A 24664-nucleotide genomic window follows, 5' to 3' on the forward strand; every position below is an offset into this window, starting at 1 on the left:
GGCCGCCTGACGGCGGCCTCGATCGGGTTCAGCTGGCGGACATCGCCGGCTGGCCAGAGGCCGACCGACGGGCCGGACCGAACAGCGCGTAGAGCAGCAGCACCGCGCCCACCGTCACCGCGATGCCGGTGCCCAGACGCATGGTGTAGAACAGGCCGAGCTGGTCCTGCACCTCCATGTAGTTCATCCCCAGCACCCGCTGCAGATGGGTCTGCACCGCACCGGCGAAGGTCAGGGTGAAGGTCATGAAGCACATGGCCGAGGTCAGGATCCAGAAGCCCCACATGTTGAGCACCTGGTTGAACGGCTGGCTCCGACGCAGCTGCGGCATGGCGTAGGTGATCACGCCGAGGATCAGCATCACGTAGGCGCCGTAGAACGCCAGGTGGCCATGGGCGGCGGTGACCTGGGTGCCGTGGGAGTAGTAGTTGATGAACGACAGGGTGTGCATGAAGCCCCACACGCCGGCGCCGAAGAAGGCGACCGTCGGGCAGCCCATGGTCCACAGCATCGCGGCCTTGTTGGGGTGGTTGCGCGACCCCTTCCAGAACATCACGAAGGCGAACACCACCATGGCGAAGAACGGAATCACCTCAAGGGTAGAGAAGATGCTGCCGATGGCCTGCCAGTAGCCCGGCGTACCGATCCAGTAGTAGTGGTGGCCGGTGCCCAGCAGCCCGGAGAACAGCGACAGGCCGACGATGACGTAGAGCCACTTCTCGATCACTTCGCGGTCGACGCCGGACATCTTGATCAGCAGATAGCCGAGCAGCGACGCCATGATCAGCTCCCACACGCCTTCCACCCAGAGGTGAACGACCCACCACCAGTAGACCTTGTCTACCGCCAGGTTGCCGGGGTTGTAGAAGGCGAACAGCCAGAATACCGCCGCCAGCCACAGGCCCAGCATCAGCACCAGGTTGATGGTGGTCTTGCGGCCCTTGAGCAGGGTCATGCTGGTGTTGTAGAGGAAGATCAGGAAGGACACCGTGATCAGCACCTTGACGAAGAAGGGCTGCTCGAGGAATTCACGTCCCTCGTGGATGCCAAGCTGATAGCACACCAGGGCGGCGACCCCGGCCACCACAAAGATGCCCAGCTGCAGGTAGGCCAGCATCGGGCTATGAATCTCCCGTTCGGCCTCTTCCGGCATCAGGTAGTAGGTGCAGCCCATGAAGCCGATCAATAGCCACACGATCAGCAGATTGGTATGGCTGACGCGGATAATGTTGAACGGCATCAACTGGGCCAGGAAGTCTGGAAAGACATAGACCAGCGCCGCCATGATGCCAAACACCAGCTGAAGGGCAAAAAGCCCCATCGCCACCAGGAAGAAGGCGTAGGCCACCTTCTGTGTTTCATATTTCATTTTTCATGTTCCTCCACGGTTTCCCCTCACGCGACGGGTACGCCATTGCGATCTTGTCGATATGTCACGCGAACTCACCGACCTATCCCGATACGTGGGGCGGCCAGTTCTGATCATCGATAGCGTCGGTCCACTCGAGGAAATCGATCAGCGAGGTCATTTCCTCGTCGCTCAGATCGAACTGCGGCATCTTGCGCCGCCCTGGTACGGCCAGCGGCTGAGCGCGCATCCAGGCCGCCAGTCCCGCCCTTGCCGCCTCGGGGTTTTCGCGCCCGTGATAGCGGGTCCAGACATTGGACAGTTCAGGCGCAAAATAGGCCCCCTCACCCATGATGCTGTGACAGTTGATACACATGTTCTTTTCCCACACATGCTTGCCTTCGCGTACCGAATCGGTCAGCGGAAGTGCGCTGGTGGACTCCGTCACGATGTACCAGTGACTGTGAGCAGTCAGCGCTACAAAGATCAGGAAAAAGAACAGTGAGCCCCCGTAGAAGATGTTGCGTGCTGCGGATTTTGTCAGACCCTCGGCCATGACCACGTCTCCTCATTGTTTGGCCCATGGTGCCGGAGAGTCAGACCTCCCTGGCCCCGTTGACCATTGTATTGAGGAGCGCTCTTCTATACCTGAGTTAAACACTCGGAATATGACATGCATCACCAAAATTCTTGATTGATTCGCCCCATCAACCACTTAAACATTCGCCGGGACTATCGGCGATAAACGATGAAATTGACGAGACAAGATGACGACAATATCGCCACTGACAGGAGAAAAACCAACGCCATTGAGGTAAATCAATGCATTGCAATAAAGAGGCTATACCAGCCAGGACAGGACGCTGTGTCGGTGCGCGGCGCCAAGCATATAGACGAAGATCAGCAGCGCCAGGCAGGCCGACAGCGCCCGCGTTCGGACGCTGGCAGCTCGTCGAAGCGCCAGACTGCCGAAGCCGACATAGGCCAGCAGGGCGGTCAGCTTGGCCGCCAGCCATGGCGTCTGGTGAGGCCACTGGGTGGTGAGCACCATCAGCGACAGCCCCGCCGCCAGCAGCAGGGTATCGAGCAGATGGGGCAGGACACGCACCCAGGAGCGTTCGAGCCAGGGCGACTCGGTCACCGACCACAGGGCGCGCAGGGCGAAGAGGGCACCGCTGACCAGCGCCAGCGACACATGCAGGGACTTGAGGGTGAGGTAGAGCGGTAACATCTAAGCCTAGCCGTCCTGACCGTCGACACGCGGACTGCCGAGAATCGGCACATAGTGGGCCAGAAAGATGGCGTAGCCGAGACACCACAGGAGGATGCTCAGGCTGTAGACCCAGTGGGTGACCGAGGGCCACAGCGCCAGCACCAGCGAGCGCGACAGTCCCGCCGCCACCAGCAGGCCCAGGGCCACGCCGATGCCCGGCAGACAGCGCATGGGGCGGCCGGTATGGCCCAGCGACACCCGCGACATCATCGACAGCATCATGGTGCCCATGGCACCCACGGTGATGGCGTGGACACCCAGCTCTGCCCGGCCGACGCCCCACAGCCCCAGGGCCCACAGCAAAAGCCCCAGCGGCACGAAGGCGTAGCTCAGGTGAAGGCTCCACAGCAGGGGTTCACGTCCGGTGGCACGGCCTTGCCAGCGTATCAGGCGCAGCGGGTGGGCCAGCGCCGCCGCCAGCAGCGCCAGCGCCAGTACGCTGTCGGGCAGATCGGCCCCCAGGGTGCGTGTAAGCTGCAGCACCACCGCCAGCGCCAGGCTGCCGAGCGCCAGCCCCTCTAGCCAGGGCAGCGCCGGGCGGCGCTTCAGGCCCAGCCGGTTGGCGGTGAACATCGGGATCACCCGACCGCCCAGCACCCCCATGATCAGCGTCACCAGCAGCACCGCCAGGTAGGACGACTGGCGCACCAGCTCAGGGTCACCCTGGAGCACGCCCAGGTGGCTGCCCAGGTTGGCACCGGCGAGGATCGCCAGCACCGGCACGAAGATCAGGTTGCGCCAGCGCTTCGCCCGGATCACCATCACCGCCATCACGGCGCAGACGATCAGCAGAAAGCCGACGTCCAGCGCCATCACCAGCGCCTGTGGCAAGACGGGAAAGGCCAGCCCCAGCCTGGCCGCCAGCCACAGTGCGACGAGCCCCAGCAGCGGGGCGCCATGGAGCCCCCTGAGGCCGGTCCAGGTCTGCACCGCGGTCAGCAAGAACCCCGAAACCACCGCCCCCACCACACCGAACAGCATCTCGTGCTGGTGCCACCACAGCATGCCCGCCCGGGGCGACAGCACGAAGATGCCGTGCCAGAAAGCGAGCCACACCAGCAGGGCCACCACGCTGAAGGCCGCCGCCAGCAGGAAGAAGGGACGAAAGGCGAGGCGCGCAAGAGGCAGACGAGCGGCGACGGATGACATGGCGAGTACCTGAGTAATTCACTTGGTCTTGTGAAGTCTGGCCCGCTTTGGACAACATCACCATGATGCACATCAAAGGCACTGCCGATGCCGCAAACCTGACTCACGCTGGCAAGCCCTGCATCCCCCAACCCAGCCCCAACCCCGCGACAGCCTCGCACGCCCTTGGCGATGACCAGGCCAGAATCAGGCCTTTAGCCCCAGCCGCCGCGCCAGGCGATGCAGATTGCCGGGGTCCAGCCCCAGCCGGCGAGCCGCCCCTGCCCAGTTGCCTTCAGTGTCCAGGGCCTGCCGGATGCGCTCGCGCTGAAAGGCCTCGGAGGCCTCCCGCAGCGAGGGCTCTCGATCCAGCGCCTCGCCCGCTGGCCGATCGGCCGGCGACACGGCGCTTCGAGACGTGTCGCCTTGCGCTGCGGGCGCGTCGGTGGCCCGGGCTGTCGCCGGCGCCAGCCCCAGGTGTTCGACCTCGATGCGTACGCTACGACGGCGGGCATCGGGCGTCCCCAGCACGTCCACCGAGGCCAATGCCAGCAGCGAGGCTCGTGCCAGCAGCGACTCCAGCTCGCGCACATTGCCTGGCCAGTGCCAGCCCGCCAGCGACACCCGCGCGGCCTCGCTCAGGCGCAGGTTGCCGACGCCGAGACGCACCCGGTTCTGCTCCAGGAAGTGTCCCACCAGCAGCGCCAGGTCCTCGGGACGCTGGCGCAGCGGTGGAACCTCCAGAGGGAAGGCGCTGAGCCGATGATAGAGATCCTCGCGAAAGCGCCCCTGGGCGACCTCCAGGGCAAGATCCCGGTTGGTCACCGCGACCACCCGAACGTCGACATGCTGGAGCCGATCGCTGCCCAATGGCTGGACCTCGCCTTCCTGCAGCACCCGCAACAGCTTCGGCTGCAGCTCCAGCGGCAGCTCGCCCACCTCGTCCAGCACCAGGGTGCCGCCGTCGGCCATCTGGAAGTGCCCGCGATGGTCGCTGGTTGCCCCGGAGAACGCCCCGCGCCGATGGCCGAACAGGGCGCTCTCGATCAACGAGGCTGGCAGCGCGGCGCAGTTCACCACCACCAGTGGCCCATCGGCACGTCGCGAGCCGTGATGGAGGGCATGGGCGATGCGTTCCTTGCCGACGCCGGTCTCGCCCAGCACCAGCACGCTCATGTCGGTGGCGGCGACCAGCTCCACCGAGGCCATCAGCTTGCGCATGGCGCCACTGCGCCAGCCGGTCAGCCGACGCGGCAACTGGCCATGGCCATCCCGCTGCAGGGCGAGCTGCAGGCGGGCGCCGTCCAGACGCCGGGACAGCCGCAGGCAAGTGCCCAGCAACTCGGCCGCCGCCAGCAGGCCCTGGTCATCCAGCTCGGCCAGCGCCCCCGGGGTCAGGGCGTCCAGGGTGACCATGCCGATCAGCTCATCACCGTCGCGCAACGCCACCCCCAGACAGTCATGGACAGGGCTAAGACCGTCATCCAGCAACCCGTCGTAGGGATCAGGAAGGGGCGAGTCCGCGGCAAAGCGGCAGACCCCCGGCGCCTCGGCGATGGCGGCGAGGCGAGGATGCTCGCCCAAGGCGAAGGTCCTGCCGGCCACGCCCTCGGGCAGGCCGATGGTGGCCACCGGCCTGAGGCCGGAGCCCTGCGCCACCAGCAGCGCGCTGGCATCCGCCGCGGTGGGGGCCACCAATGATTCGAGCACGCCCTGCCAGGCCTCGGCGAGCTCGGGGCCCTGCTCATCGCCCAGGCGCTGCAGCAGGGCACGCAGGCGTCGTAGAAAGCTGACCACCTAGAATGTCCTTTTGACTATCAATAGTGTCAAAACGATAGCACTTGTAGTGTCAGATCGACATGCAACCTCGATTTCATTCGCAAGAGGTACCACTGTCCTGGGCGAATACCGGGACAGAATCGGGTCGCAAACGTGGCCGGGAACCGGGCCAGAAAAAAAGGAGCCGGGTAGCGTGACCAGCGCTCTCGACAAGCGCCCTGTGGATCCACACTGCCCGCTCATTACCTACTCTGGATCACCCGCACTGTGGCAAGTTGGCGCACCTTAAGCGAAGCGGCATATCGCTTGCTCCATACAGGGTACAGAAAGGCGACGAGCGATACGCCCCGACCCCGTGGAAGCACCGCAGGTGTCGAGGCATATCAACCGATGCTCTGTTCACAAGCTGTAGAGAAAAAGTAGGCCCAAACGAGCCAGGCCTCCGACGCGGTGAAGGTTTTTTGCCACAGTGGGAGCGCGCTGCGCCATATCCCTGACAGGAGACGCCATGACCACCGCTGCCCAAGACGCCATCATCGATGCCACCGCCCCTCTGGTCGCCGAACACCTCGACGCCATCACCGCCCGTTTCTATCCGCTGATGTTCGAGCGCTACCCGGAGGTCAAGGCGGTGTTCAACCAGGCCCACCAGGCCGACGGTGGCCAGCCGAAGGCGCTGGCGCGAGGGGTGCTGGCCTATGTCGGCCTGCGCCGCCAGCCCCAGGAGGTCATCGACTCGATGCAGACGGTGATCAGCAAGCACGTCTCGCTGGGCATCCAGCCCGAGCAGTACCCCATCGTCGGCGAATGCCTGATGGCCGCCATCGGCGAGGTGCTGGGCGAGGTGGTGACGCCGGAGATCGCCGACGCCTGGGCGGCCCTTTACAGCGACCTGGCCGCGCTGTTGATCGCCGCCGAAGCCGAGCGCTACCAGGCCTTCGCCGAGCGCCCCGGCGGCTGGCGTGGACTGCGCGAGTTTCGTGTCGCCCAGATCCAGCGCGAGTGCGAGGTAATTCGCTCCTTCACCCTGGAGCCGGTCGACGGCCAGCCGGTGGCCGACGCCGAGCCCGGCCAGTACATCGGCCTGCGTCTGGCGGTGGACGAGGCAATCGTGCATCGCCACTACAGCCTGTCCGGCAGCCCCAACGGCCGTAGCTATCGCATCTCGGTGAAACAGGAGCCGGGCGGCCTGGTCAGCAACTTCCTGCACCAGCAGATGCGCGTCGGCGACACCCTGGAACTGCTGCCCCCTGCCGGTGAGCTGACCCTGGACGATGGCGACGCACCGGTAATGCTGATCAGCGGCGGCGTCGGCCAGACCCCGATGCTGCCGCTGGCACGCCAGGCCCTGGCCCAGGGACGCCGGGTCTGCTACATCCACGCTGCCCGGAACATCGACCACCACGCCTTCCGTGGCGAGGTCGAGGCCCTTGCCCGAGACTATCCGCAACTGCTGACCCGGGTCTGCGCCTACGAGGAAGGCGACGGTGGCGACATCAAGGGCCGCCTCGAGCGTGAGCTGCTGGCCCGCCTGCTGCCCGGCGGCGACGCCCAGTGCTACTTCGTCGGCCCGCCACCCTTCATGAGCGCCATCGACAGCCATCTGGCAGAACTGGGCATCCCCGAGCAGCGCCGTCACTACGAGCACTTCGGCCCCTCGCGTCCGCTTGAACCTACCAAGAGCGCCGCCTGACAAGCACGTCTGACCGTCGCGTTCCACTCAGCCCACCACGACAAGGCCGCGCCCGAGGGCGCGGCCTTGTCGTGTCTCCCAGCCATCACTCACCAACCTGAGTTTCAGGCGTGCTGTCGCGCCTCGGGCTTTCTCACCACCATGAAGTAGTAGAACACCCCGGTCAGCGCCAGGAAGAACAGGCTGTCGGGACTGGTGAGGAAGATCAGCGGGTTGCCGTCGGACAGCGACAGCGAGCGTCGGCAGTATTCCTCCAGGCTCGGGCCGAGCACGAAACCGAGCAGCAGGCAGGCCACCGGATAGCCCTGACGCCGCAGCAGGAAGGCGAGCACCCCGAACACCAGCGCCAGTCCCATCTGGAAGATCGAGTAGGTAGCCACGTAGCAGCCGACCAGCGCGATCACCGCGATGCTGGCGTAGAGCACATCGCGGCGGATCGAGACGATCCGCACGAACCAGGGTCCCAGCACGTAGAGCGTCAGCGGCACCATCACCAGGGCCGCCACCAGCAGCGCCATGAACATCGGAGCCACCAGCGCAAGCTGGCTGTCGAGGAACTGCGGCCCGGGCTGCAGGCCGTTGATCACCAGCACGCCCAGCACGATGGCGGTGGTGGGATCGCCGGGAATACCGAAGGACAGCATCGGCACGAAGGCGCCGCTGCACATGGCGTTGTTGGCGCCCTCCGCCGCCGCGATGCCTTCCACCGAACCCTTGCCGTACTTCTCCGGGTGGCGTGTGCTGCGCATGGACTCGGCGTAGGCGACAAAGGCCGCCATGGAGCCTCCGGCGCCCGGCAGCACGCCGACGCTGTAGCCGATGATGGCGGTCTTGACGTAGCGATAGACGCCGATTTCACGCACCTCGTGCCAGGGTGGAATAAAGTCCCGGCGGCGAATGACGCTGGCCTTGATGGCGTCGACCTCGACGGTGCGCGAGGCGCGGTTCTGCGACTGCACCAGCAGCTCACTGACGGCGAAGGCGCCGATGACCAGCGGCATGATGTCGATGCCCTGCATCAGCACGCCGGTGCCGAAGGTGAAGCGGGTGACCGGCTGCATCACATCGATACCGACGGTGGCCACCATCACCCCCAGGGTGGTGGCGACCAGGCCCTTGGAGATGGCCCCACGCTGGGAGATGACGATCACGATCAGGGCGAAGGCGATCAGCGAGAACTTGCCCGGCGTGCGAATCAGCAGCGCCGCCTCGGTGGCCAGCGGCGCCATCACCATCAGCATGATGGCGCCCAGGGCACCGCCGATCATCGACGCCAGGGCGGCGTGGCCAAGCGCCTTGGCGCCCTCGCCCCGCTGCTGCATGGGGTAGCCCTCGATGGCGGTCATCATCGAGGCCGGGGCACCGGGAATATTGATGGTGGTGGCGGTGATGCTGCCACTGCACATGCCGGCCATGAAGATGGCGGCGCAGGCGACCAGCGCCGCGGTGATGTCGAGGCTGTAGGTCAACGGCAACAGCAGGGCGATGGCCAGCATCGAGGTGAGCCCCGGCACGGCGCCAAAGAAGGTGCCGATCAGGTAGCCGCCGATCAGGTAGGGCAGGATGTCGGGCTGCATCAGCACGGCAAGGCCCTTGGAGAGTTCGATCAGATAGTCCATGGGTCAGATCCAGGGCGTCGGCAGGCGAACCTGGAACACCAGCTCGAAGAGCCCGTATCCCAGCAGGGTGATCACGCCGGCCACCAGCGCCTTGAACGCCAGCGCCTGCGGCGAGGGCCGCCCGGTGGCGAAGGCCAGCGTCATGCTGAAGGCGTAGAGGAAGGTGGCGATGAAGTAGCCAAGGTGGGCAAACAGGGCGATATAGACGGCGGTGAGCAGGGTGACCGCCACCGGCCCCCGCCACGCCGCCACCTTTGCATCGCCACGGTTGTCGCCGCCCTCGTCGCTTTCCCCGGCGCCGGACTCACCACCAGCCTCACCACCAGCCTCACCACTGGCCGCCTCGCGTCGATCGGCGAGGATCACGCCACCCAGCGCCAGCAGCATGACCACGGCGAGCGCCACCGGGAAGAAGGAGGCGGTCAGGGCCCCGTTGTTGATGGGCGGCGCGATCTTGAACGCCTCGAGCAGATAGATCAGGGTCAGGGCCAACAGGCAGACGACGACACCTGTCGGCCCCGTCAGCCAGGTCCCCAGGCGGGAGAGCGATTTCATCGGGAGTCCTCCGGAAAAGAGCCGCCACCGCGGTGGCGGCGCGGGCTTACTGGCCGATCAGGCCGGCTTCCTTCAGCTCATCCATGCGCGCGAACAGCTCACCCTGGGTCTGTTCGGCCCAGTCCTCGACCTCCTCGGTGCCCAGCCAGTTGGGGGTGACACCGACGTCGACCAGCCAGTTCTGGAATTCCTCGCTGTCGTAGGCCTGCTGATAGGCCGCCTCGAGGGCCGTCACGGCTTCGTCCGGCGTATTGGCAGGCGCCGCCAGGATCACGAAACTGCCCATCTGGATGTCGTAGCCCAGCTCGGTTGCCGGGGGCACGTCGGGGAAGCTCTCGCTCTGGACGTCGGTGAACTCCACCAGGCCACGGGCGTCACCCGCCGAGATCAGCGATTCGAAGTCACCGAGGCTGGTCAACGCCAGGTCCACCTCTCCGTTGAGCAGGGCCTCCTTCTGTGGCGCCGCACCACCGGGATAGGAGACGATCTTGAACTCCACCTCGGCCTGGTCCTGCAGTTGCAGCAGCGTCAGGTGGGTCCGCGAGCCCATGTTCTGGATACCGGCGCGGATCTCCCCCGGCGCGGCCTTGGCCGCCTCGATCAATGCCTCGAGGCTATCGAAGCGCGAATCCTCCGGCACCACGACGGCGTCCGGCTCACTGGTGATCCGCGCGATCAGATCCAGCTTGTCGATATCGTAGCCGGCCAGCATTCCCTGCCACGGGATGGTGACGACGCTGTCGTAGGTCAGCGCGATCAGGGTGTAGCCATCGGGGCGCGCGCCCAACGCCTGCACCAGGCCGTTGGCACTCATGCCGCCTTCGATGTTCTCGACGTAGACGGTGCCCCCCAGCGGCTCCTCGGCCAGGTTGGAGATCTTGCGCACGATACCGTCGGTACCGCCGCCGGCGCCCCAGGGCACGATCATGCGAACGTCGCGCTCCGGATAGTCCGCCGCGACCGAGGCACTGGCGACCAGCGCCAGGCCACCCAGGGTCATGCTCATCGACTTGCGCATCTCTTCCACTCCTTGCCACCGTCAGGGCAGTGCTTGTTGTTGGCTTGCGGGGACGGCCGACGCAAGGCGGTGTGGCCGTTCCTGTGGGGACTGCTGCTCTTGTAGTTGCCGCTCTTGTGACGACTACTTCGGCTTTTGCACTTAAGGTATTACATCATACAAAGTATTCGTGTACCCAAGATAGCCAGAGCATGACGACGGCGAAATGCGACTTTAGTGAAGGATATCCGTCTGTCGGCGCGGCACCGGCGCCATAAGAAGGCGCTTCATCAACTGGGCGCCATAAGAAGGCGGCATTGATCGGGCGCCATGAAAAACGACAGCGGGGCCGATCGGCCCCGCTGTCGTTTGCGGTCTACTCTCTATCACCCTCGCCGCATCGTCTGCTTTATCCGCCCTGAAGGACGCAGCGCCTTAGCCCAGCCCCGGCGGGCTCAGCCGAGGCAGGCGCGACTGCAGCAGCGCGGCCGCCTGCATGACCCTGTCATCGCGGAACTTCGGCCCCACCAGATGCAGCCCCACCGGCAGCCCCTGGTCGTCCAGCCCGCAGGGCAGCGACGCCGCCGGCTGCTGGGTCAGGTTGAACGGATAGGTGAAGGGGGTCCAGTCCATCCATTCCCGGTAGGGGCCGCCCGGCGGCACGTTATGACCGGCCGCGAAGGGCGAGATCGGCATCGTCGGGGTCACCAGCAGATCGAAGCGCCGATGAAAGTCGGCCATGCAAGCGGTCAGCTCGGCGCGCCGGCGGCGGGCGTCAAGGTACTCGGCCAGGGGAATATCGGCGCCGCGACGGGCGATCTCGAGAAAGCCGGGGTCCAGCAGCGCCTGCTGCTGTGGCGACAGCCTCGAAAGGGCCTGGGAGGCGCCGGAGAACCACAGCGTGTTGAAGGTGTCGATGGGATCCTCGAAGCCCGGGTCGAGCCGCTCGACCCGAGCCCCCAGCGCCTCGAGCTCACTGGCGGCCTGCTCCACCCGGGCGCGGATATCCGGCGCCACCTGGACGTAGCCCAGATCCAGGCTCAGCGCGACGCGCCAGCCACGCAGGTCCTGCGGCGGCGGCGCGCGCCAGTCGATGGGACAGGGGCCGCCAAGGTAGCCGTCGCGAGCGTCCGGCTGCGCCAGCAGGCTCATCATCAGGGCGCTGTCCTCGACACTGCGGGTCATCGGTCCCAGATGTGACAAGGTGCTCATGGCGCTGGCCGGCCACTGGGGCACCCAGCCGAAGGTCGGCTTGATGCCGAAGGTGCCGGTGAAGCTGCAGGGGATGCGGATGGAACCACCGGCGTCGCTGCCCTGGTGCAGCATGCCGAGGTTGAGCGCCGCCGCCGCCCCGGCGCCCCCGGAGGAGCCCCCCGGGGTCAGCGCAGGATTCCAGGGATTGCGGGCGATGCCGTGGAGCGGATTGTCGGTCACCCCCTTCCAGCCGAACTCCGGCGACAGGGTCTTGCCGACGATGATCGCACCGGCCTGGCGCAGAAAGCCGCTGACCGGGGCGTCCACCTTCATCGCGGCATCCGGGTCGCTGGTGCGCGAGCCCATGCGGGTCGGCATGTCACGGGTCAGCGTCAAATCCTTGATGGTGACCGGGATGCCATCCAGCGGGCCGCATGGTGTGCCCTCGCGCCAGCGCCGGGTGGAGGCCTCGGCGGCACGCAGCGCCTCGTCGCCGGCGACATGGGCGAAGGCGTTGACCCTTGGGTTGTCCCGCGCGATCCGCGCAAGGCAGTCCTCGATCACCTGGCTCGGGGTCAATCGTCGCTTGCGAAAGGCCTCGAGCGCCTGGCAGGCGCCCAGCTCGGCCAGGGCCGGCTCGTCGCTGGCCTGGCGCCCAGGGGGGAGCGTTGCCTGACTCATCGCTGCCCTCCCTCGGCCCGAGCGGCGACGCCGGCGCTGTCCAGCACCGCGTGGAGCAGCACGTTGCAGCCGGCGTGCAGGTCCTCCGGCGTGGCGTACTCGATCTCGTTGTGACTGATGCCGCCTTCACAGGGCACGAAGATCATGGCGGTGGGCGCCACCCGGCCAAGGAAGATGGCGTCGTGACCGGCTCCACTGACGATGTCCATGTGCGACAGGCCATGGGCCTCGGCGCCGGCACGCACCGCCTTGACGCAGGTCTCGTCGAAGGCCTCCGGCGGGAAGTCCGCGGTGGGCGTGAGTTCCGCCCGCAGACCGTGACGCTGGCTGACCTCGGCCACCACCTCGGCGAGCCGGGCGGCCATGTCCTCGAGGGCGTCCGATTCCAGATGCCGCAGGTCGACGGTCATCCGCACCTGGCCGGGAATCACATTGCGCGAGCCCGGGTGGGGCGTCAGTACGCCGACGGTGCCGCGCCCGTGGGGCGCCGCCTCGTTGGCCATGCGGTTGACCGCCAGGGTGATCTCGGCGGCGCCGACCAGGGCGTCCTTGCGCAGGTGCATGGGAGTGGGGCCTGCGTGGGCCTCGACGCCGGTCAGGGTGACATCGAACCACTTCTGCCCCAGCGCGCCGATCACCACGCCCAGGGTGGTGGCGGTATCCTCGAGCAGCGGCCCCTGCTCGATATGGGCCTCGAAGTAGGCCTTCACCTCGTCGAGGTCCACACGGTCGCTGCCGCGATAGCCGATGGCGTCCAGCGCCTCACCGACACTGACCCCTTCGTCGTCGCAGCGGGCCAGCATCTCATCGAGGCCAAGCTCGCCGGTGAACACCCCGGAGCCCATCATGCAGGGCGGAAAACGGCAGCCTTCCTCGTTGGTCCAGGCCACCACCTCGACCGGAGCCCGGGTGGTGATGGCGTGCTGGTTGAGGGTGCGGATGACCTCGAGCCCGGCCAGCACGCCGAAGCAACCGTCGTACTTGCCGCCGGTGGGCTGGGTGTCGATATGACTGCCGGTCATCACCGCCGGAAGGCCGGGCTCGCTGCCCTCCCGTCGGGCGAAGATGTTGCCGATGGCGTCGATGCGGATCTGGCAGCCCTCGGCCCGGCACCAGTCGATGAACAGGTCACGGGCCTGACGGTCGAGCTCGGTCAGCGCCTGGCGATTGACGCCACCCTTGGGGGTAGCGCCCAGCTCGGCCAGGGTCATCAATGATTGCCACAGGCGCTCGCCGTCGCTCTTGAGCACGGCGCCGGCAGCCTCGGATGGGGTCACGGAAACGGTCATGGGTATCATCCTTGCAAAAGAGTGGTCTCAGGCGCTCAGGGCCAGGTAGCGATCACGCACGCCGGGATCGTCACGGAAGTCGTCGGCGCTGCCGGTGTAGACGATCTGGCCCTGCTCGAGGATGTAGTGGCGGTCGGCCACCGCCTCGCAGACCCGCAGGTTCTGCTCGACCAGCAGCACCGACAGGCCCTCCTCGCGGATCGCCTTCAAGATCTTGACGATCTCGTCGACGATGACCGGGGCCAGGCCCTCGGTGGGCTCGTCGAGCAGCAGGATCCGCGGGTCGTTGAGCAGCGCCCGGGCGATCGCCAGCATCTGCTGCTCGCCCCCGGACAGGGCGTTGCCGCGGTTGCGGCGGCGCTCCTCGAGGCGCGGAAACCAGCGATAGATGTCGGCCATCTGCCAGCGACTGCCGGCGCGTACCGCGATCTGCAGGTTTTCCTCCACGCTGAGGATGCTGAAGATGCCGCGGTGCTCCGGCACCAGCGCCACGCCCTGGCGGGCGATGCGAAACGGCGGCTGGCCAAGCAGCGACTGACCGTTGAGCTCGATGCTGCCGGCGGGAGTGTCGACCAGCCCCATGATACTCTTCAGGGTGGTGGTCTTGCCGGCACCGTTACGCCCCAGCAGGGTCACCAGCTCGCCCTCGCCCACCGTCAAAGAGACGCCTTCGAGCACATGGCTCTTGCCGTAGTAGCTGTGGATATCCTTGATCTCGAGCATCAGGCGGCCTCCCCCAGATAGGCGTCACGCACGCGGGCATCACTGCGCACGGTCTCGGGGTCGCCCTCGACCAGCACCTGCCCGCGGTTCATCACGGTGATGGTGTCGCTGATCGACATCACGATGCTCATGTTGTGCTCGATCAGCAGGATGCTGTGGTCCTTGCCCAGCTCGCCAATCAGCGAGGTCATGCTGGGGATATCGTCGATGCCCATGCCCGAGGTGGGCTCGTCCAGCAGCAGCAGCTTGGGCCGCGGGCAGATCGCCATGCCCACCTCGAGGATGCGCTGCTGGCCGTGGGACAGCTCCCCTGCCGCCACCCCGGCGCGCTCGGCAAGACCGATGCGCTCGAGGATCTCGTCGGCTCGAGCCAGGTGCTCGCGGCGCTTGTTCAGGCGTTGCCAGAAGTTGAGCGCGCGCCAGCCGTCGATGCCCTGGGCGGCCAGGCGCAGGTTTTCGTGGACGCTGAGCTCCTGGAACAGGCTGGTGACCTGGAAGGAGCGCGACATGCCCAGGCCGACCCGGCCGTGGGGCGGCTCCCTGGTGATCTCGCGGCCATCGAGCAGGATGCGCCCGGCGGTGGGCCGACGCTCACCGGTGAGGCAATGGAACAGGCTGGTCTTGCCGGCGCCGTTGGGTCCGATCACGGTATGGATGCTGCCGCGGGCGATACGCAGGCTGACTCCGTCCACCGCCCGAAAGGCACCGTAGGCCAGGGCCAGGTCGCGGGTTTCCAGCAGTACGTCAGTCATGGCTGGCCTCCTTGTGCGGTTCGGCGTGGTTGCCACGGCGTCGCTCCAGCAGGCTCGACAGCCCGCCCCACAGACCGCCGCGCATGAAGATCACCACCGCGATCAGCGCCACGCCCAGCAGCAGCATCCAGCGCGGCCAGATCGACGACAGCAGGTCGCCCAGCAGCACGATGGCGCCGGCGCCCAGCAGCGAACCGAACAGCGAGCCGGTCCCGCCGATGATGGTCATGATCAGGATCTGCTCGGACATCAACAGCTCGATATTGGACAGCGGCACAAAGTTCAGCAGCATGCCGTAGAGCGCCCCGGCCAGGGCGGTGATGCCGCCGGACAGCACGAATACCATGATCTTGAACAGGCGGGTGTCGTAGCCCAGCGCCGAGGCGCGCTGCTCGTTTTCGCGGATCGCCAGCAGGGTGCTGCCGAACGGCGAGTCGGTGATGCGCCGGGCCACCACGTAGATCAGCGCGAACAGGGTGGCCACCAGGGCATAGAAGGCCAGCGGCGAGGCGAAGCTGATCAGGGTCGTCTCGCCCACCGCCAGCGGCGGGCGCGGCACGTCGAGCAGGCCATTGTCGCCGCCGGTCCAGTCGCTCAGGGTGTAGGCTAGGAAGTAGGCCATCTGGGTCAGCGCCAGGGTCAGCATCACGAAGTAGATGCCCTTGCGCCGGATGCACAGCATGCCCACGCCAAGCGCCAGCACACAGCCCGCCACCACGGCGATCAGCAGCGCGCCGATCAGTCCTGCGTCGAGGTGGATCATCGCCAGCGCGCTGATGTAGGCACCGGCGCCGAAGAAGATCGCCTGGCCGAAGGACAGAAGCCCGGTGAAGCCGAGCAGCAGATTGCAGGCCAGTGCGGCCATGGCAAAGATCAGGATCTCGGTGGCCAGGGTGGCGGAGGGCAGCACCAGCGGCAGCAGCACCATCACCGCCAGCATCGCCAGGGTGGTGCCGGCGCCGAGACGCCCCTTGAAGCGGCGCCGGCCTGGGTTGGCAGCGGCGGTATCGAGTGTCTTGGTCATCATCTCATGCTCTCCCGAACAGTCCGTGGGGACGCAGCAGGATCACCACCGCCATGGCGGCGTAGATCATCAGGCTGGCGCCCTGGGGCCACAGCGAGGTCATCAGGCTCTGCACTACGCCGACGATCAGCCCCGCCACCAGGGCGCCGGTGAAGGACCCCATGCCACCGATCACCACCACCACGAAGGCCAGGCCCAGCACCTCCGGCCCGATGAAGGGGTGCGCCCCGCGCAGCGGCGCCGACAGCACCCCGGCAAGCCCGGCCAGGCCCACCCCGAGGGCGAAGGTGATGGAGAACAGGCGAAAGATGTTGGAACCCAGCAGCGATACCATCTCGGTGGACTCGCTGCCGGCGCGCACCAGCGCGCCGAAGCGGGTGCGTTCGAGCAGCAGCCACAGCACCACCGCCACCAGGGCGCTGAAGCCGATCAGAAACAGCCGGTAGTAGGGGTAGGCGAAGTTGCCGATGCGTACCACGCCCTGCAGTGCCTCCGGGGTGGGGATGCTCTTGCCCACCGGGCCCCAGATCATGATCGACAGCTCCTGGATGATCAGCGCGATGCCCAGGGTGACCAGAATCTGGAAGGTATGCGGCAGGTGGTAGATGCGCTGGATCAGGCTGCGCTCCAGCGCCCAGGCCAGCAGCGCCACCAGCAAGGGGCCTGCGATCAGCGCCAGCCAGAAGTTGCCGGTCAGGCTGACCAGGGTGTAGCAGAGGTAGGAGCCCACCAGAAAAAAGGCCCCGTGGGCGAAGTTGACGAAGTTCAACAGTCCGAAGATCAGCGTCAATCCCACCGAAATCAGGAAATAGATCATCCCGAGCCCCAGACCGTTGAGGATCTGGAACAGATAGACGTTAAGCATGGTCCCGACTCCTGTCGTGCCGGGGACGCCGTCCCCGGCAGATTGGCAAGCTGACAGCCTTACAGCTGGCAGGGCGAGTCCTCAGGGGTGACGAAGGAGCGCCCGGCGCTGATCACGTCGGCGTAGTCGTCGGGGTCTTCCATTTCGCCCTCGGCCTTGCCCTTGAGCAGGTAGTAGTCCTTGATCACCTGATGGTCGGAGGCGCGGATGGTCTCCTCACCGGTGGGGCCCTGGTAGGTGTAGCCTTCCAGCGCCTCGATCAGCGTCGGACCTTCGCTGGCCCCGCTGGCGTCGGCCACTTCAAGCATCACGCGTGTCATGGTGTAGTCGGCAGCCAGGGGATAGGTCGGAGTGATGTCGTAGGCCTCGCGCACCGAGGCCACCAGCTGCTGGTTGAAGGGGGTGTCGACCTCGTGCCAATACTGGGCGCCGAAGTAGATGCCGTCGACGTTGGCTGCGCCGAGTTCCTCGAACTGGTCGAGGCCCGCCGACCACACCATCAGGATGTCCATCTGCTCGTTGAGGCCGAAGTTGCGCGCCTGGCGCAGGGCGTTGGAGGACTGGGAGCCGAAGTTCAACAGCACCAGCACGTCCGGCGCCGCCGACATGGCGTTGGTCAGGTAGCCGGAAAACTCCTGCTCCTGCAGCGAGTGATAGCTGTTGCCGACGTGCTCGACGCCGAACTCCTCGAACACCGCCTTGGCGTTGTCCAGCAGCGCCTCGCCGAACACGTACTCGGGGGTGATGGTGTAGAAGCGCTTGGCCTCGGGTAGCGCCTCGATCAGCGGCACCAGGGTCTCGCGGATGGCCCCGTAGGTCGGCACCGACCAGCGGAAGGTGGAGGCATTACACTCGCTGCCGGTCAGCTCGTCGGCGCCGGCGGGGGTCATGAACACGCCCTCGACGCCGGCGACTTCCTTGCCCACCGCCAGCGCCGTGGATGACAGGGTGGCACCGTTGAACAGTCGCCCGCCGTCCTGGTTGATCGCTTCCTGCACCTTGCGGATGGCGCGGCCGGCGTTGCCCTCGGTGTCCAGGCTGACGTACTCGATATCGCGGCCGAGGGTTTCTCGGGCCTCTTCCACCGCCAGCCGGGAGCCCATCTCGGCGTACTTGCCGTAGCTGGCGAAGGCACCGGACAGGGACTTCACCCCATAGAAGGTGAGCGGCTGTTGATCCTGGGCCAGCAGCGGCTGGGTCGCCAGGCCAAGGGCCAGGGCGGAAAGCATCAGGGAGGTCTTGCGCACAGTCATTGTTGTTCCTCTTTTTTCGACGTCATCGGAGTGGATGAGGGGTCGCTGGCGTGGGGTGGCAGTTGTTGTCATTGTTGGTTGGTTTGCCGCAGGTCGGGGGCCAGGAGGCTAGCCGCCCGCCTCGCCGAGGGCGTCAGGTGAGACCAGGAACTGCTTGGCCATCTCGCCCTCCAGGGCCGACATATGGTGCTCGGCGTCACACATGTGCTCGTACATCAGGCGGCGCACCGCCTCGCGGTCGCTGGCCTCGAAGGCCTCCAGCAGGGCGATGTGATAGCGGATGTTCGATTCATCGAAGGCGTGGCGCTCCGGCTTGTAGGCCTTCTTGATGACGACCAGGTCGCGCAGCAGGTCGTTGAGGAAGGTGCTCATGAAGCGCAGCAGCGGATTGGGGCAGTACTCGGCCAGGATGTTGTGAAACTCGAGCTCCAGCATGCGGTGCTGGCGCTGGCTGAGTTCGTCCTCATGGGGCCGCTGGCACTGATCGATGTTGTCCCGCAGCCGGGTCAGCCCCGCCGCATCGAGCCGGTCCATGGCCGAGACCGCCACCTCGACCTCCACCATCCGCCGCAGCTGATAGACCTGGCTACCGTCCACGTGCTGGAAGTGCAGAAAGTTGCGCAGCGCGCGGCAGGCCGGATCGACGGTCACCTCGCGGATGATGGCGCCGCCACCGGGGCCGGTCTTGAGCGCGACCAGGCCTTCCACCTCGAGCACCCGCAGCGCCTCGCGAATGGTGCCCTTGGCGCATTCATAGCGCTCCATCAGGGCCTTCTCGTTGGGCAGGCGGTCACCCGGCGACAGGTTCTCCATCACGATCTTCTGCTTGATGTCCTCGCAGATCAGGTCCGCGAGCTTCTGTCGGCGCTGGGGAAAGGAAGTCGGCACGGATCGCCTCGGTCATTTATTCGAATAAATATAAGGATTAGACCCGTTGCGTGAATTGGTCAAGAAAAGAAATCGCCGACACTAAACGTTTATCTTTACTCACGTGAACGACAACAAAGAGTGATTTTACAAACCTGAAGCCCTGTCCATGCTGAGTCCATGCCCGCCCTGCGGCCCCTGACTGGAGACTCGCCATGCTGACCTTCGACACCCTCGATACCCGTCCCGACGCCCACGCCGAGCGCCCTGCGGGGGCCGGGCTCAACCATCACTACTGGATGCCGTTCACCGCCCACCAGGACTTCCACCAGCATCCGCGGATGATCCAGGGCGCCGAGGGCCGTTACTTCATCGACGACCGCGGCCGCCGGGTGTTCGATTCACTGTCGGGTCTGTGGACCTGCGGCGCCGGCCACAACCGTGAAGAGATCCGCGAGGCGGTGGCCCACCAGCTCGGCAGTCTCGACTTTGCGCCGAGCTTTCAGGTGTCCCATCCGCTGGCCTTCAAGCTGGCCGAGAAGGTCGCGAGCCTGACCCCGGCGGGACTCGACCATGTGTTCTTCACCGATTCCGGCTCCGAGTCCGCCGATACCGCGCTGAAGATGGCCAAGGCCTACTGGCGGCTCAAGGGCCGCCCGGAAAAGACCCGCATGATCGGCCGCGCCAAGGGCTACCACGGGGTCAACATCGGCGGCACCAGCCTTGGCGGCATCGGCGGCAACCGCAAGCACTTCGGCCAGTTGCTGGACTCGAGCCACCTGCCCCACACCCTGCAGCCGAACCAGGCCTTCACCCGGGGCCAGGCCGAGACCGGGGCCGAACTCGCCGATGCGCTGCTCGAGCAGATCGCCCTGCACGACGCCTCCAACATCGCCGCGGTGATCGTCGAGCCGATGTCCGGCTCCGCCGGGGTCATCGTGCCGCCCAAGGGCTACCTCGAGCGGCTGCGCGATATCTGCTCGGCCCACGACATCCTGTTGATCTTCGACGAGGTGATCACCGCCTTCGGCCGCAGCGGCGCGCGCACCGGCGCCGAGGCCTTCGGCGTCACCCCTGATCTGATGACGGTGGCCAAGCAGATCACCAACGGCTGCGTGCCGATGGGTGCGGTGATCGCCTCTGGCGAGATCCATGACACCTTCATGCACGCCGGCGGCCCGGGGCACGCCATTGAATTTCCCCACGGCTACACCTACAGCGGCCATCCGGTGGCCTGCGCCGCCGCCCTTGCCGCGCTGGACCTGCTCGAGCGCGAGGACTTCCCGGCCCAGGTCAGGGCTATCGCCCCGGCCTTCGAGGATCGCCTGCACGCCTTGAAGGGCCGCTCCCATGTGGTCGACATCCGCAACTTCGGCCTGGCCGGGGCGATCCAGCTGGCCCCGCGCGACGGTGATCCGGCCATCCGCCCGCGCGACGCCCACCTGGCGCTGTGGGAGGCCGGCTTCTATGTGCGCTTCGGTGGCGACACCCTACAGTTCGGCCCTCCCTTCGCCACCACCGAGGCCGAGCTCGAGCGCCTGTTCGACGCCGTCGCCGAGACCCTCGACCGGCTCGACTGAGGCCGCTTGACTGGGGCCGCTCGACCAAGACCGCTTGCCTGAGCCCGCTCGCCTGGGGCCGCTTGCCGGTACCCAGCGCCCGGCTTATCCACCTGAAACCGACAGCCTGTGGACAACCTTTACACCCACTGTTCACAGCGTTATCCACAGCGCGGACGGGTCTTTCCCGTCCACCCTTTCGACACTTGAGGACCCTCGATGGACAACGTCAATCACTGGATCAATGGTCAGGATCTCGAGGCCAGCCGCCATCTGCCGGTCACCAACCCGGCCACCGGCGAGACCATTCGCCAGGTCGCCGACGGCGACGCCGACACCGTCAAGGCCGCCATCGACGCCGCCCAGGCGGCCTTCCCGGCCTGGCGCGATACCCCGCCGGCCAAGCGCGCCCAGGTGATGTACCGCTTCAAGGCGTTGCTGGAGCGTGACGCCGATCGTCTGGTGCGACTGATCAGCGAAGAGCACGGCAAGACTCTCGAGGACGCCATGGGCGAGCTCAAGCGCGGCATCGAGAACGTCGAGTACGCCTGCGGCGTGCCGGAGCTGCTCAAGGGCGAGTACTCCCACAACGTGGGGCCGTCCATCGACGCCTTCTCCAACTTCCAGCCGCTGGGCGTGGTGGCCGGCATCACCCCGTTCAACTTCCCGGCGATGGTACCGCTGTGGATGTACCCGATGGCCATCGCCTGCGGCAACGCCTTCGTGCTCAAGCCCTCCGAGAAGGACCCGTCCGCCGCCCTGGCGGTCGCCCGCCTGCTCGAGGAAGCCGGCCTGCCCCAGGGCATCATGAACGTGGTCCAGGGCGGCCGCGAGACCGTCGAGGCGCTGCTCGACGCCCCCGAGATCAAGGCCGTGTCCTTCGTCGGCTCGACCCCCATCGCCGAGACCATCTACCGGCGTGGTGCCGAGAGCGGCAAGCGGGTGCAGGCCCTCGGTGGCGCCAAGAACCACGCCGTGGTGCTGGCCGATGCCGATATCGACAACGCCGCCAACACCCTGATGGGGGCCGCCTACGGCAGCGCCGGCGAGCGCTGCATGGCGATCTCGGTGGCGGTGTGCGTCGGCGATGACACCGCCGACCGCCTGATCGAGGCCATGGAGCCCAAGATCGCCGCGCTGAAGATCGGCCCCGGCACCGACAAGGGCCTGGACATGGGCGCCCTGGTCACCGCCCAGCATCGCGACAAGGTGCTCGGCTATATCGAGAAGGGCGTGCAGGAAGGCGCCACCCTGGTGGCCGACGGCCGCGAGCTGGTGGTCCCGGGCCACGAGAACGGCTTCTTCGTCGGCGGCTGCCTGTTTGACCGGGTCACCCCGGAGATGACCATCTACCGCGAGGAGATCTTCGGCCCGGTGCTGTGCGTGGTGCGTGTCGACAGCCTCGACGAGGCCATCGCCCTGACCAACGCCCACGAGTACGGCAACGGCACCTGCCTGTTCACCCGTGACGGCGAGGCGGCACGTCGCTTCACCGACGCCATCGAGGTCGGCATGGTGGGTATCAACGTGCCGCTGCCGGTGCCGGTGGCCAGCCACAGCTTCGGCGGCTGGAAGCGTTCGCTGTTCGGCGACCTGCACGCCTACGGCCCCGACGCTGTGCGCTTCTACACCCGCCGCAAGGCGGTGTCACAGCGCTGGCCCTCGCCCTTCGAGACCACCCAGGCGGAGTTCCACTTCCCCTCCGGCGGTCAGTAGGCACCGGCATGAAGACCACGGGCCCTGCGGGGCCCGTTTTCGTTTACGACAGCGAGCCGCTGATAACCACTGACAGGCGACTTATACACCGCCTTCCACAGCCCCTGCACCGCCTGCCCACCACTTTTCACAAGGTGCCACACAGGGTTATCCACAGAACGACTCACAAGTTCATCCCCACCTTTATCGACACGCCTGGCCCGCAAGTCGGCCCCCCACTATCGCCAGGTTATCCACACCCGGCCCCGGTGCAGCGCGTCATCTCTTCGCTCCATCCCCTACTTCATTGGCGGACACTGATACGCATCAAGCCGACGGTGTCCGCGCGGGGCTAGCATGGCGCCTCTCTTCGCTCGGAGATCGACATGGAACTGGTCTGTCCTGCGGGTAGCCTGCCCGCTTTGAAGCGCGCCGTGGACGAGGGCGCCAACGCGGTCTACTTCGGCTTTCAGAACGCCACCAACGCCCGCCAGTTCGCCGGGCTGAACTTCACCGACAAGCGCGCCCGCGAGGGTATCGACTACGCCCACGCCCGGGGCTGCCGGGTGTTCTGCGCGATCAATACCTACCCGCAGCAGTCGAGCCTGGCTCAGTGGCGCGCGGCGGTGGACCAGGCGGCTTCGCTTCAGGTCGACGCCCTGATCCTGGCCGACCCGGGCCTCCTGGCCTACGCCGCCGAACGCCACCCGGACATCCCCCGCCACCTGTCGGTGCAAGGCTCCGCCACCAGCCACGAGGCGCTGGCCTTCTACCACCGCGAGTTCGGCATCCGCCGTGCGGTGCTGCCCAGGGTGCTGTCGATCCACCAGGTGCGCGACCTGGCCCGCCACAGCCCGGTGGAGCTCGAGGTGTTCGCCTTCGGCAGCCTGTGCATCATGGCCGAGGGCCGCTGCTATCTGTCGTCCTACCTGACCGGCGAGTCGCCCAACACCCACGGCGTGTGCTCGCCGGCGGCCCACGTGCGCTGGGAGGAGACCGCCAGCGGACGCGAATCGCGCCTGAACGGCGTGTTGATCGATCGCTACCGCGCCGACGAACAGGCCGGCTACCCGACCCTGTGCAAGGGACGCTTCAACGTCGAGGGCGACGTCGGCCACGCCATCGAGGCGCCGACCAGCCTCAACACCCTGGATCTGCTGCCCCAGCTGGCGTCACTGGGCATCAAGGCGATCAAGATCGAGGGTCGCCAGCGCAGTCCGGCCTATGTGGCCAGCGTCACCCGAGTGTGGCGCCAGGCGCTGGGTCATCTGGACCAGGCCGGCGACGACTACCGCCCCCAGGCCGACTGGAGCGCCGCCCTGGCGCCGCTGGCCGAAGGCTCCACCCACACTCTCGGCGCCTACGAGCGCGACTGGAAATGACAGGAGGCGAGATGACCGCTGCTTCACTGGAGTTGAGCCTTGGCCCGGTGTCCTTCTACTGGACCCGCGAGCGCTACTTCGCCTTCTATGAACAGGCCTGCCACTGGCCGCTGACCAGCGTCACCCTGGGCGAGACCGTGTGCTCGCGACGGCGCGACATGAAGCTCGCCGACTGGCTGGAGATCGGCCACCAGCTCACCGCCGCCGGCAAGCAGGTGATCCTCGGCTCGCAGACCCTGATCGAGTCCAACGCCGACCTGCGCGACCTGACCAGGCTATGCGACAACGGCGACTTCCTGGTCGAGGCCAACGACATGAGCGCGGTGCACCGGCTGTCCGAGGCGGGCCTGCCCTTCGTCGGCGGCCCGGCGCTCAACCTCTACAATGTGCCGACCCTGGAGATCCTCAAGCGCGCCGGCATGTTCCGCTTCGTCGCCCCGGTGGAGTTGCCCGGCGCCGACCTGGCCCGGCTGCTGTCTGACGCCCGCGAGGCGGGGCTGGCGCTGGACTGCGAGGTGCTGGCCTACGGCCACCTGCCGCTGGCCTGGTCGTCACGCTGCTTTACCGCGCGCCACCACCAGCACCCCAAGGATCGCTGCCAGTTCGTCTGCCAGGACTATCCGGAAGGGCTGTCGCTGACCACCCAGGACGACAGCCGTCGACTGTTCACCCTGAACGGTATCCAGACCCTGTCCGGGGCCTGTCAGGACCTGCGCCACGAGCTTGCCGAGATGGCCACAATGGGCGTCAGCGCGGCCCGGCTGAGTCCGCGTTCAGAGGGGATGGATGAAGTGGTGGCGGACTTCGACCTGGCCCGCCAGGGACGCTACCCGGCGCCCTCGCCGCTGGCGCTGGTCGACGCCGAGCTGTGCAACGGCTACTGGCACGGCCAGGCAGGGATGGATCTGGCGCCGGTGCTGGAAGACTAGGCGCTCCTTCCCACCCGCTCCGCGTTACTCAGGAGGCCGGTTCGCCGGCCTCCTGCGCT

21 protein-coding genes are annotated in these 24664 nt (G+C 66.7%); 5 read left to right on the plus strand and 16 right to left on the minus strand.

Features of this window, described 5'->3' with window-relative positions:
* Nucleotides 1–28 precede the first annotated feature (28 nt).
* The 5 genes from NFH98_RS19075 to norR all read right to left on the minus strand — a co-directional run bounded on the left by NFH98_RS19075 (nt 29) and on the right by norR (nt 5546).
* Nucleotides 29–1369 (minus strand): cbb3-type cytochrome c oxidase subunit I, encoded by a 1341-nt coding sequence (locus NFH98_RS19075; protein WP_108132122.1) that lies wholly within the window; start codon nt 1367–1369, stop codon nt 29–31.
* Nucleotides 1370–1451: 82 nt separating this feature from the next.
* Nucleotides 1452–1904: a c-type cytochrome gene (locus tag NFH98_RS19080; RefSeq protein WP_045993522.1), complete on the minus strand. Its 453-nt coding sequence runs from the start codon at nt 1902–1904 to the stop codon at nt 1452–1454.
* A gap of 285 nt (nt 1905–2189) precedes the next feature.
* A complete protein-coding gene (locus tag NFH98_RS19085; protein WP_222568716.1) occupies nt 2190–2579 on the minus strand; it encodes a SirB2 family protein in 390 nt (129 codons plus the stop codon).
* Nucleotides 2580–2585: 6 nt separating this feature from the next.
* Nucleotides 2586–3770 carry an NnrS family protein gene (locus tag NFH98_RS19090; protein ID WP_349623036.1) on the minus strand — a complete coding sequence of 395 codons (1185 nt, stop codon included), beginning with the start codon at nt 3768–3770 and terminating at the stop codon, nt 2586–2588.
* A 186-nt stretch (nt 3771–3956) separates the two neighbouring features.
* On the minus strand, nt 3957–5546 hold the full coding sequence (norR, locus tag NFH98_RS19095; protein ID WP_349623037.1) for a nitric oxide reductase transcriptional regulator NorR: 1590 nt from the start codon (nt 5544–5546) through the stop codon (nt 3957–3959).
* A 490-nt stretch (nt 5547–6036) separates the two neighbouring features.
* Between norR and hmpA the strand changes: the two genes are divergently transcribed.
* On the plus strand, nt 6037–7221 hold the full coding sequence (gene hmpA / locus NFH98_RS19100; protein ID WP_349623038.1) for an NO-inducible flavohemoprotein: 1185 nt from the start codon (nt 6037–6039) through the stop codon (nt 7219–7221).
* Nucleotides 7222–7325: 104 nt separating this feature from the next.
* On the opposite strand, the gene NFH98_RS19105 is transcribed toward hmpA, so the two are convergent.
* From NFH98_RS19105 to NFH98_RS19155, 11 genes are all read right to left on the minus strand, one after another.
* Complete coding sequence (locus tag NFH98_RS19105; protein ID WP_349623039.1) at nt 7326–8840, minus strand: tripartite tricarboxylate transporter permease; 1515 nt, start codon at nt 8838–8840, stop codon at nt 7326–7328.
* Between the two features lie 3 nt (nt 8841–8843).
* Entirely contained in the window at nt 8844–9395 is a 552-nt protein-coding gene (locus tag NFH98_RS19110) for a tripartite tricarboxylate transporter TctB family protein (protein ID WP_349623040.1), read from the minus strand.
* 46 nt (nt 9396–9441) lie between these two features.
* Nucleotides 9442–10413, minus strand: a complete 972-nt coding sequence (locus tag NFH98_RS19115; RefSeq protein ID WP_349623041.1) for a Bug family tripartite tricarboxylate transporter substrate binding protein — start codon at nt 10411–10413, stop codon at nt 9442–9444.
* Nucleotides 10414–10827: 414 nt separating this feature from the next.
* Nucleotides 10828–12267 carry an amidase gene (locus tag NFH98_RS19120; protein WP_348827225.1) on the minus strand — a complete coding sequence of 480 codons (1440 nt, stop codon included), beginning with the start codon at nt 12265–12267 and terminating at the stop codon, nt 10828–10830.
* The gene (locus tag NFH98_RS19125; protein ID WP_348827226.1) at nt 12264–13556 is read right to left on the minus strand and encodes a Zn-dependent hydrolase; all 1293 of its coding nucleotides are present in this window, start codon (nt 13554–13556) and stop codon (nt 12264–12266) included. Before NFH98_RS19125 ends, NFH98_RS19120 begins: the two co-directional genes overlap by 4 nt.
* 27 nt (nt 13557–13583) lie before the next feature.
* Nucleotides 13584–14279, minus strand: a complete 696-nt coding sequence (locus NFH98_RS19130; protein WP_108132114.1) for an ABC transporter ATP-binding protein — start codon at nt 14277–14279, stop codon at nt 13584–13586.
* A complete protein-coding gene (locus NFH98_RS19135; protein ID WP_108132113.1) occupies nt 14279–15031 on the minus strand; it encodes an ABC transporter ATP-binding protein in 753 nt (250 codons plus the stop codon). Before NFH98_RS19135 ends, NFH98_RS19130 begins: the two co-directional genes overlap by 1 nt.
* Nucleotides 15024–16058 (minus strand): branched-chain amino acid ABC transporter permease, encoded by a 1035-nt coding sequence (locus NFH98_RS19140; protein ID WP_231498583.1) that lies wholly within the window; start codon nt 16056–16058, stop codon nt 15024–15026. Before NFH98_RS19140 ends, NFH98_RS19135 begins: the two co-directional genes overlap by 8 nt.
* A gap of 1 nt (nt 16059) precedes the next feature.
* Nucleotides 16060–16920 carry a branched-chain amino acid ABC transporter permease gene (locus NFH98_RS19145; RefSeq protein WP_108132112.1) on the minus strand — a complete coding sequence of 287 codons (861 nt, stop codon included), beginning with the start codon at nt 16918–16920 and terminating at the stop codon, nt 16060–16062.
* A 59-nt stretch (nt 16921–16979) separates the two neighbouring features.
* Nucleotides 16980–18173, minus strand: coding sequence for an ABC transporter substrate-binding protein (locus NFH98_RS19150; protein ID WP_348827227.1), 1194 nt, complete (start codon nt 18171–18173; stop codon nt 16980–16982).
* Between the two features lie 108 nt (nt 18174–18281).
* A complete protein-coding gene (locus NFH98_RS19155; protein ID WP_231498582.1) occupies nt 18282–19061 on the minus strand; it encodes a FadR/GntR family transcriptional regulator in 780 nt (259 codons plus the stop codon).
* Between the two features lie 194 nt (nt 19062–19255).
* Here NFH98_RS19155 and aptA point away from each other — a divergent pair, with 194 nt between their 5' ends.
* From aptA to NFH98_RS19175, 4 genes are all read left to right on the plus strand, one after another.
* Nucleotides 19256–20620: an omega-aminotransferase AptA gene (gene aptA / locus NFH98_RS19160; RefSeq protein WP_222516352.1), complete on the plus strand. Its 1365-nt coding sequence runs from the start codon at nt 19256–19258 to the stop codon at nt 20618–20620.
* 198 nt (nt 20621–20818) lie between these two features.
* Nucleotides 20819–22315, plus strand: coding sequence for a CoA-acylating methylmalonate-semialdehyde dehydrogenase (locus NFH98_RS19165; protein ID WP_348827228.1), 1497 nt, complete (start codon nt 20819–20821; stop codon nt 22313–22315).
* 365 nt (nt 22316–22680) lie between these two features.
* Entirely contained in the window at nt 22681–23676 is a 996-nt protein-coding gene (gene ubiU / locus NFH98_RS19170) for a ubiquinone anaerobic biosynthesis protein UbiU (protein WP_348827229.1), read from the plus strand.
* 11 nt (nt 23677–23687) lie between these two features.
* Nucleotides 23688–24605: a U32 family peptidase gene (locus NFH98_RS19175; RefSeq protein ID WP_348827230.1), complete on the plus strand. Its 918-nt coding sequence runs from the start codon at nt 23688–23690 to the stop codon at nt 24603–24605.
* The last annotated feature ends 59 nt before the right edge of the window (nt 24606–24664 follow it).

It is taken from the genome of Halomonas sp. H33-56, from assembly GCF_040147035.1.
In the GTDB taxonomy this organism is placed as follows: Bacteria; Pseudomonadota; Gammaproteobacteria; order Pseudomonadales; family Halomonadaceae; genus Halomonas; species Halomonas litopenaei.

Excerpts from the sequence above, each read along its gene's own strand:
- NFH98_RS19110 (WP_349623040.1), bottom strand. The coding sequence starts at position 9,395 with ATGAAATCGCTCTCCCGCCTGGGGACCTGGCTGACGGGGCCGACAGGT.
- hmpA (WP_349623038.1), top strand. The coding sequence starts at position 6,037 with ATGACCACCGCTGCCCAAGACGCCATCATCGATGCCACCGCCCCTCTG.
- NFH98_RS19140 (WP_231498583.1), bottom strand. The coding sequence starts at position 16,058 with ATGATGACCAAGACACTCGATACCGCCGCTGCCAACCCAGGCCGGCGC.
- NFH98_RS19145 (WP_108132112.1), bottom strand. The coding sequence starts at position 16,920 with ATGCTTAACGTCTATCTGTTCCAGATCCTCAACGGTCTGGGGCTCGGG.
- NFH98_RS19115 (WP_349623041.1), bottom strand. The coding sequence starts at position 10,413 with ATGCGCAAGTCGATGAGCATGACCCTGGGTGGCCTGGCGCTGGTCGCC.
- NFH98_RS19120 (WP_348827225.1), bottom strand. The coding sequence starts at position 12,267 with ATGAGTCAGGCAACGCTCCCCCCTGGGCGCCAGGCCAGCGACGAGCCG.
- NFH98_RS19105 (WP_349623039.1), bottom strand. The coding sequence starts at position 8,840 with ATGGACTATCTGATCGAACTCTCCAAGGGCCTTGCCGTGCTGATGCAG.
- NFH98_RS19130 (WP_108132114.1), bottom strand. The coding sequence starts at position 14,279 with ATGCTCGAGATCAAGGATATCCACAGCTACTACGGCAAGAGCCATGTG.
- NFH98_RS19090 (WP_349623036.1), bottom strand. The coding sequence starts at position 3,770 with ATGTCATCCGTCGCCGCTCGTCTGCCTCTTGCGCGCCTCGCCTTTCGT.
- NFH98_RS19175 (WP_348827230.1), top strand. The coding sequence starts at position 23,688 with ATGACCGCTGCTTCACTGGAGTTGAGCCTTGGCCCGGTGTCCTTCTAC.
- NFH98_RS19165 (WP_348827228.1), top strand. The coding sequence starts at position 20,819 with ATGGACAACGTCAATCACTGGATCAATGGTCAGGATCTCGAGGCCAGC.
- NFH98_RS19125 (WP_348827226.1), bottom strand. The coding sequence starts at position 13,556 with ATGACCGTTTCCGTGACCCCATCCGAGGCTGCCGGCGCCGTGCTCAAG.
- NFH98_RS19080 (WP_045993522.1), bottom strand. The coding sequence starts at position 1,904 with ATGGCCGAGGGTCTGACAAAATCCGCAGCACGCAACATCTTCTACGGG.
- NFH98_RS19085 (WP_222568716.1), bottom strand. The coding sequence starts at position 2,579 with ATGTTACCGCTCTACCTCACCCTCAAGTCCCTGCATGTGTCGCTGGCG.
- NFH98_RS19075 (WP_108132122.1), bottom strand. The coding sequence starts at position 1,369 with ATGAAATATGAAACACAGAAGGTGGCCTACGCCTTCTTCCTGGTGGCG.
- NFH98_RS19135 (WP_108132113.1), bottom strand. The coding sequence starts at position 15,031 with ATGACTGACGTACTGCTGGAAACCCGCGACCTGGCCCTGGCCTACGGT.
- aptA (WP_222516352.1), top strand. The coding sequence starts at position 19,256 with ATGCTGACCTTCGACACCCTCGATACCCGTCCCGACGCCCACGCCGAG.
- NFH98_RS19150 (WP_348827227.1), bottom strand. The coding sequence starts at position 18,173 with ATGACTGTGCGCAAGACCTCCCTGATGCTTTCCGCCCTGGCCCTTGGC.
- ubiU (WP_348827229.1), top strand. The coding sequence starts at position 22,681 with ATGGAACTGGTCTGTCCTGCGGGTAGCCTGCCCGCTTTGAAGCGCGCC.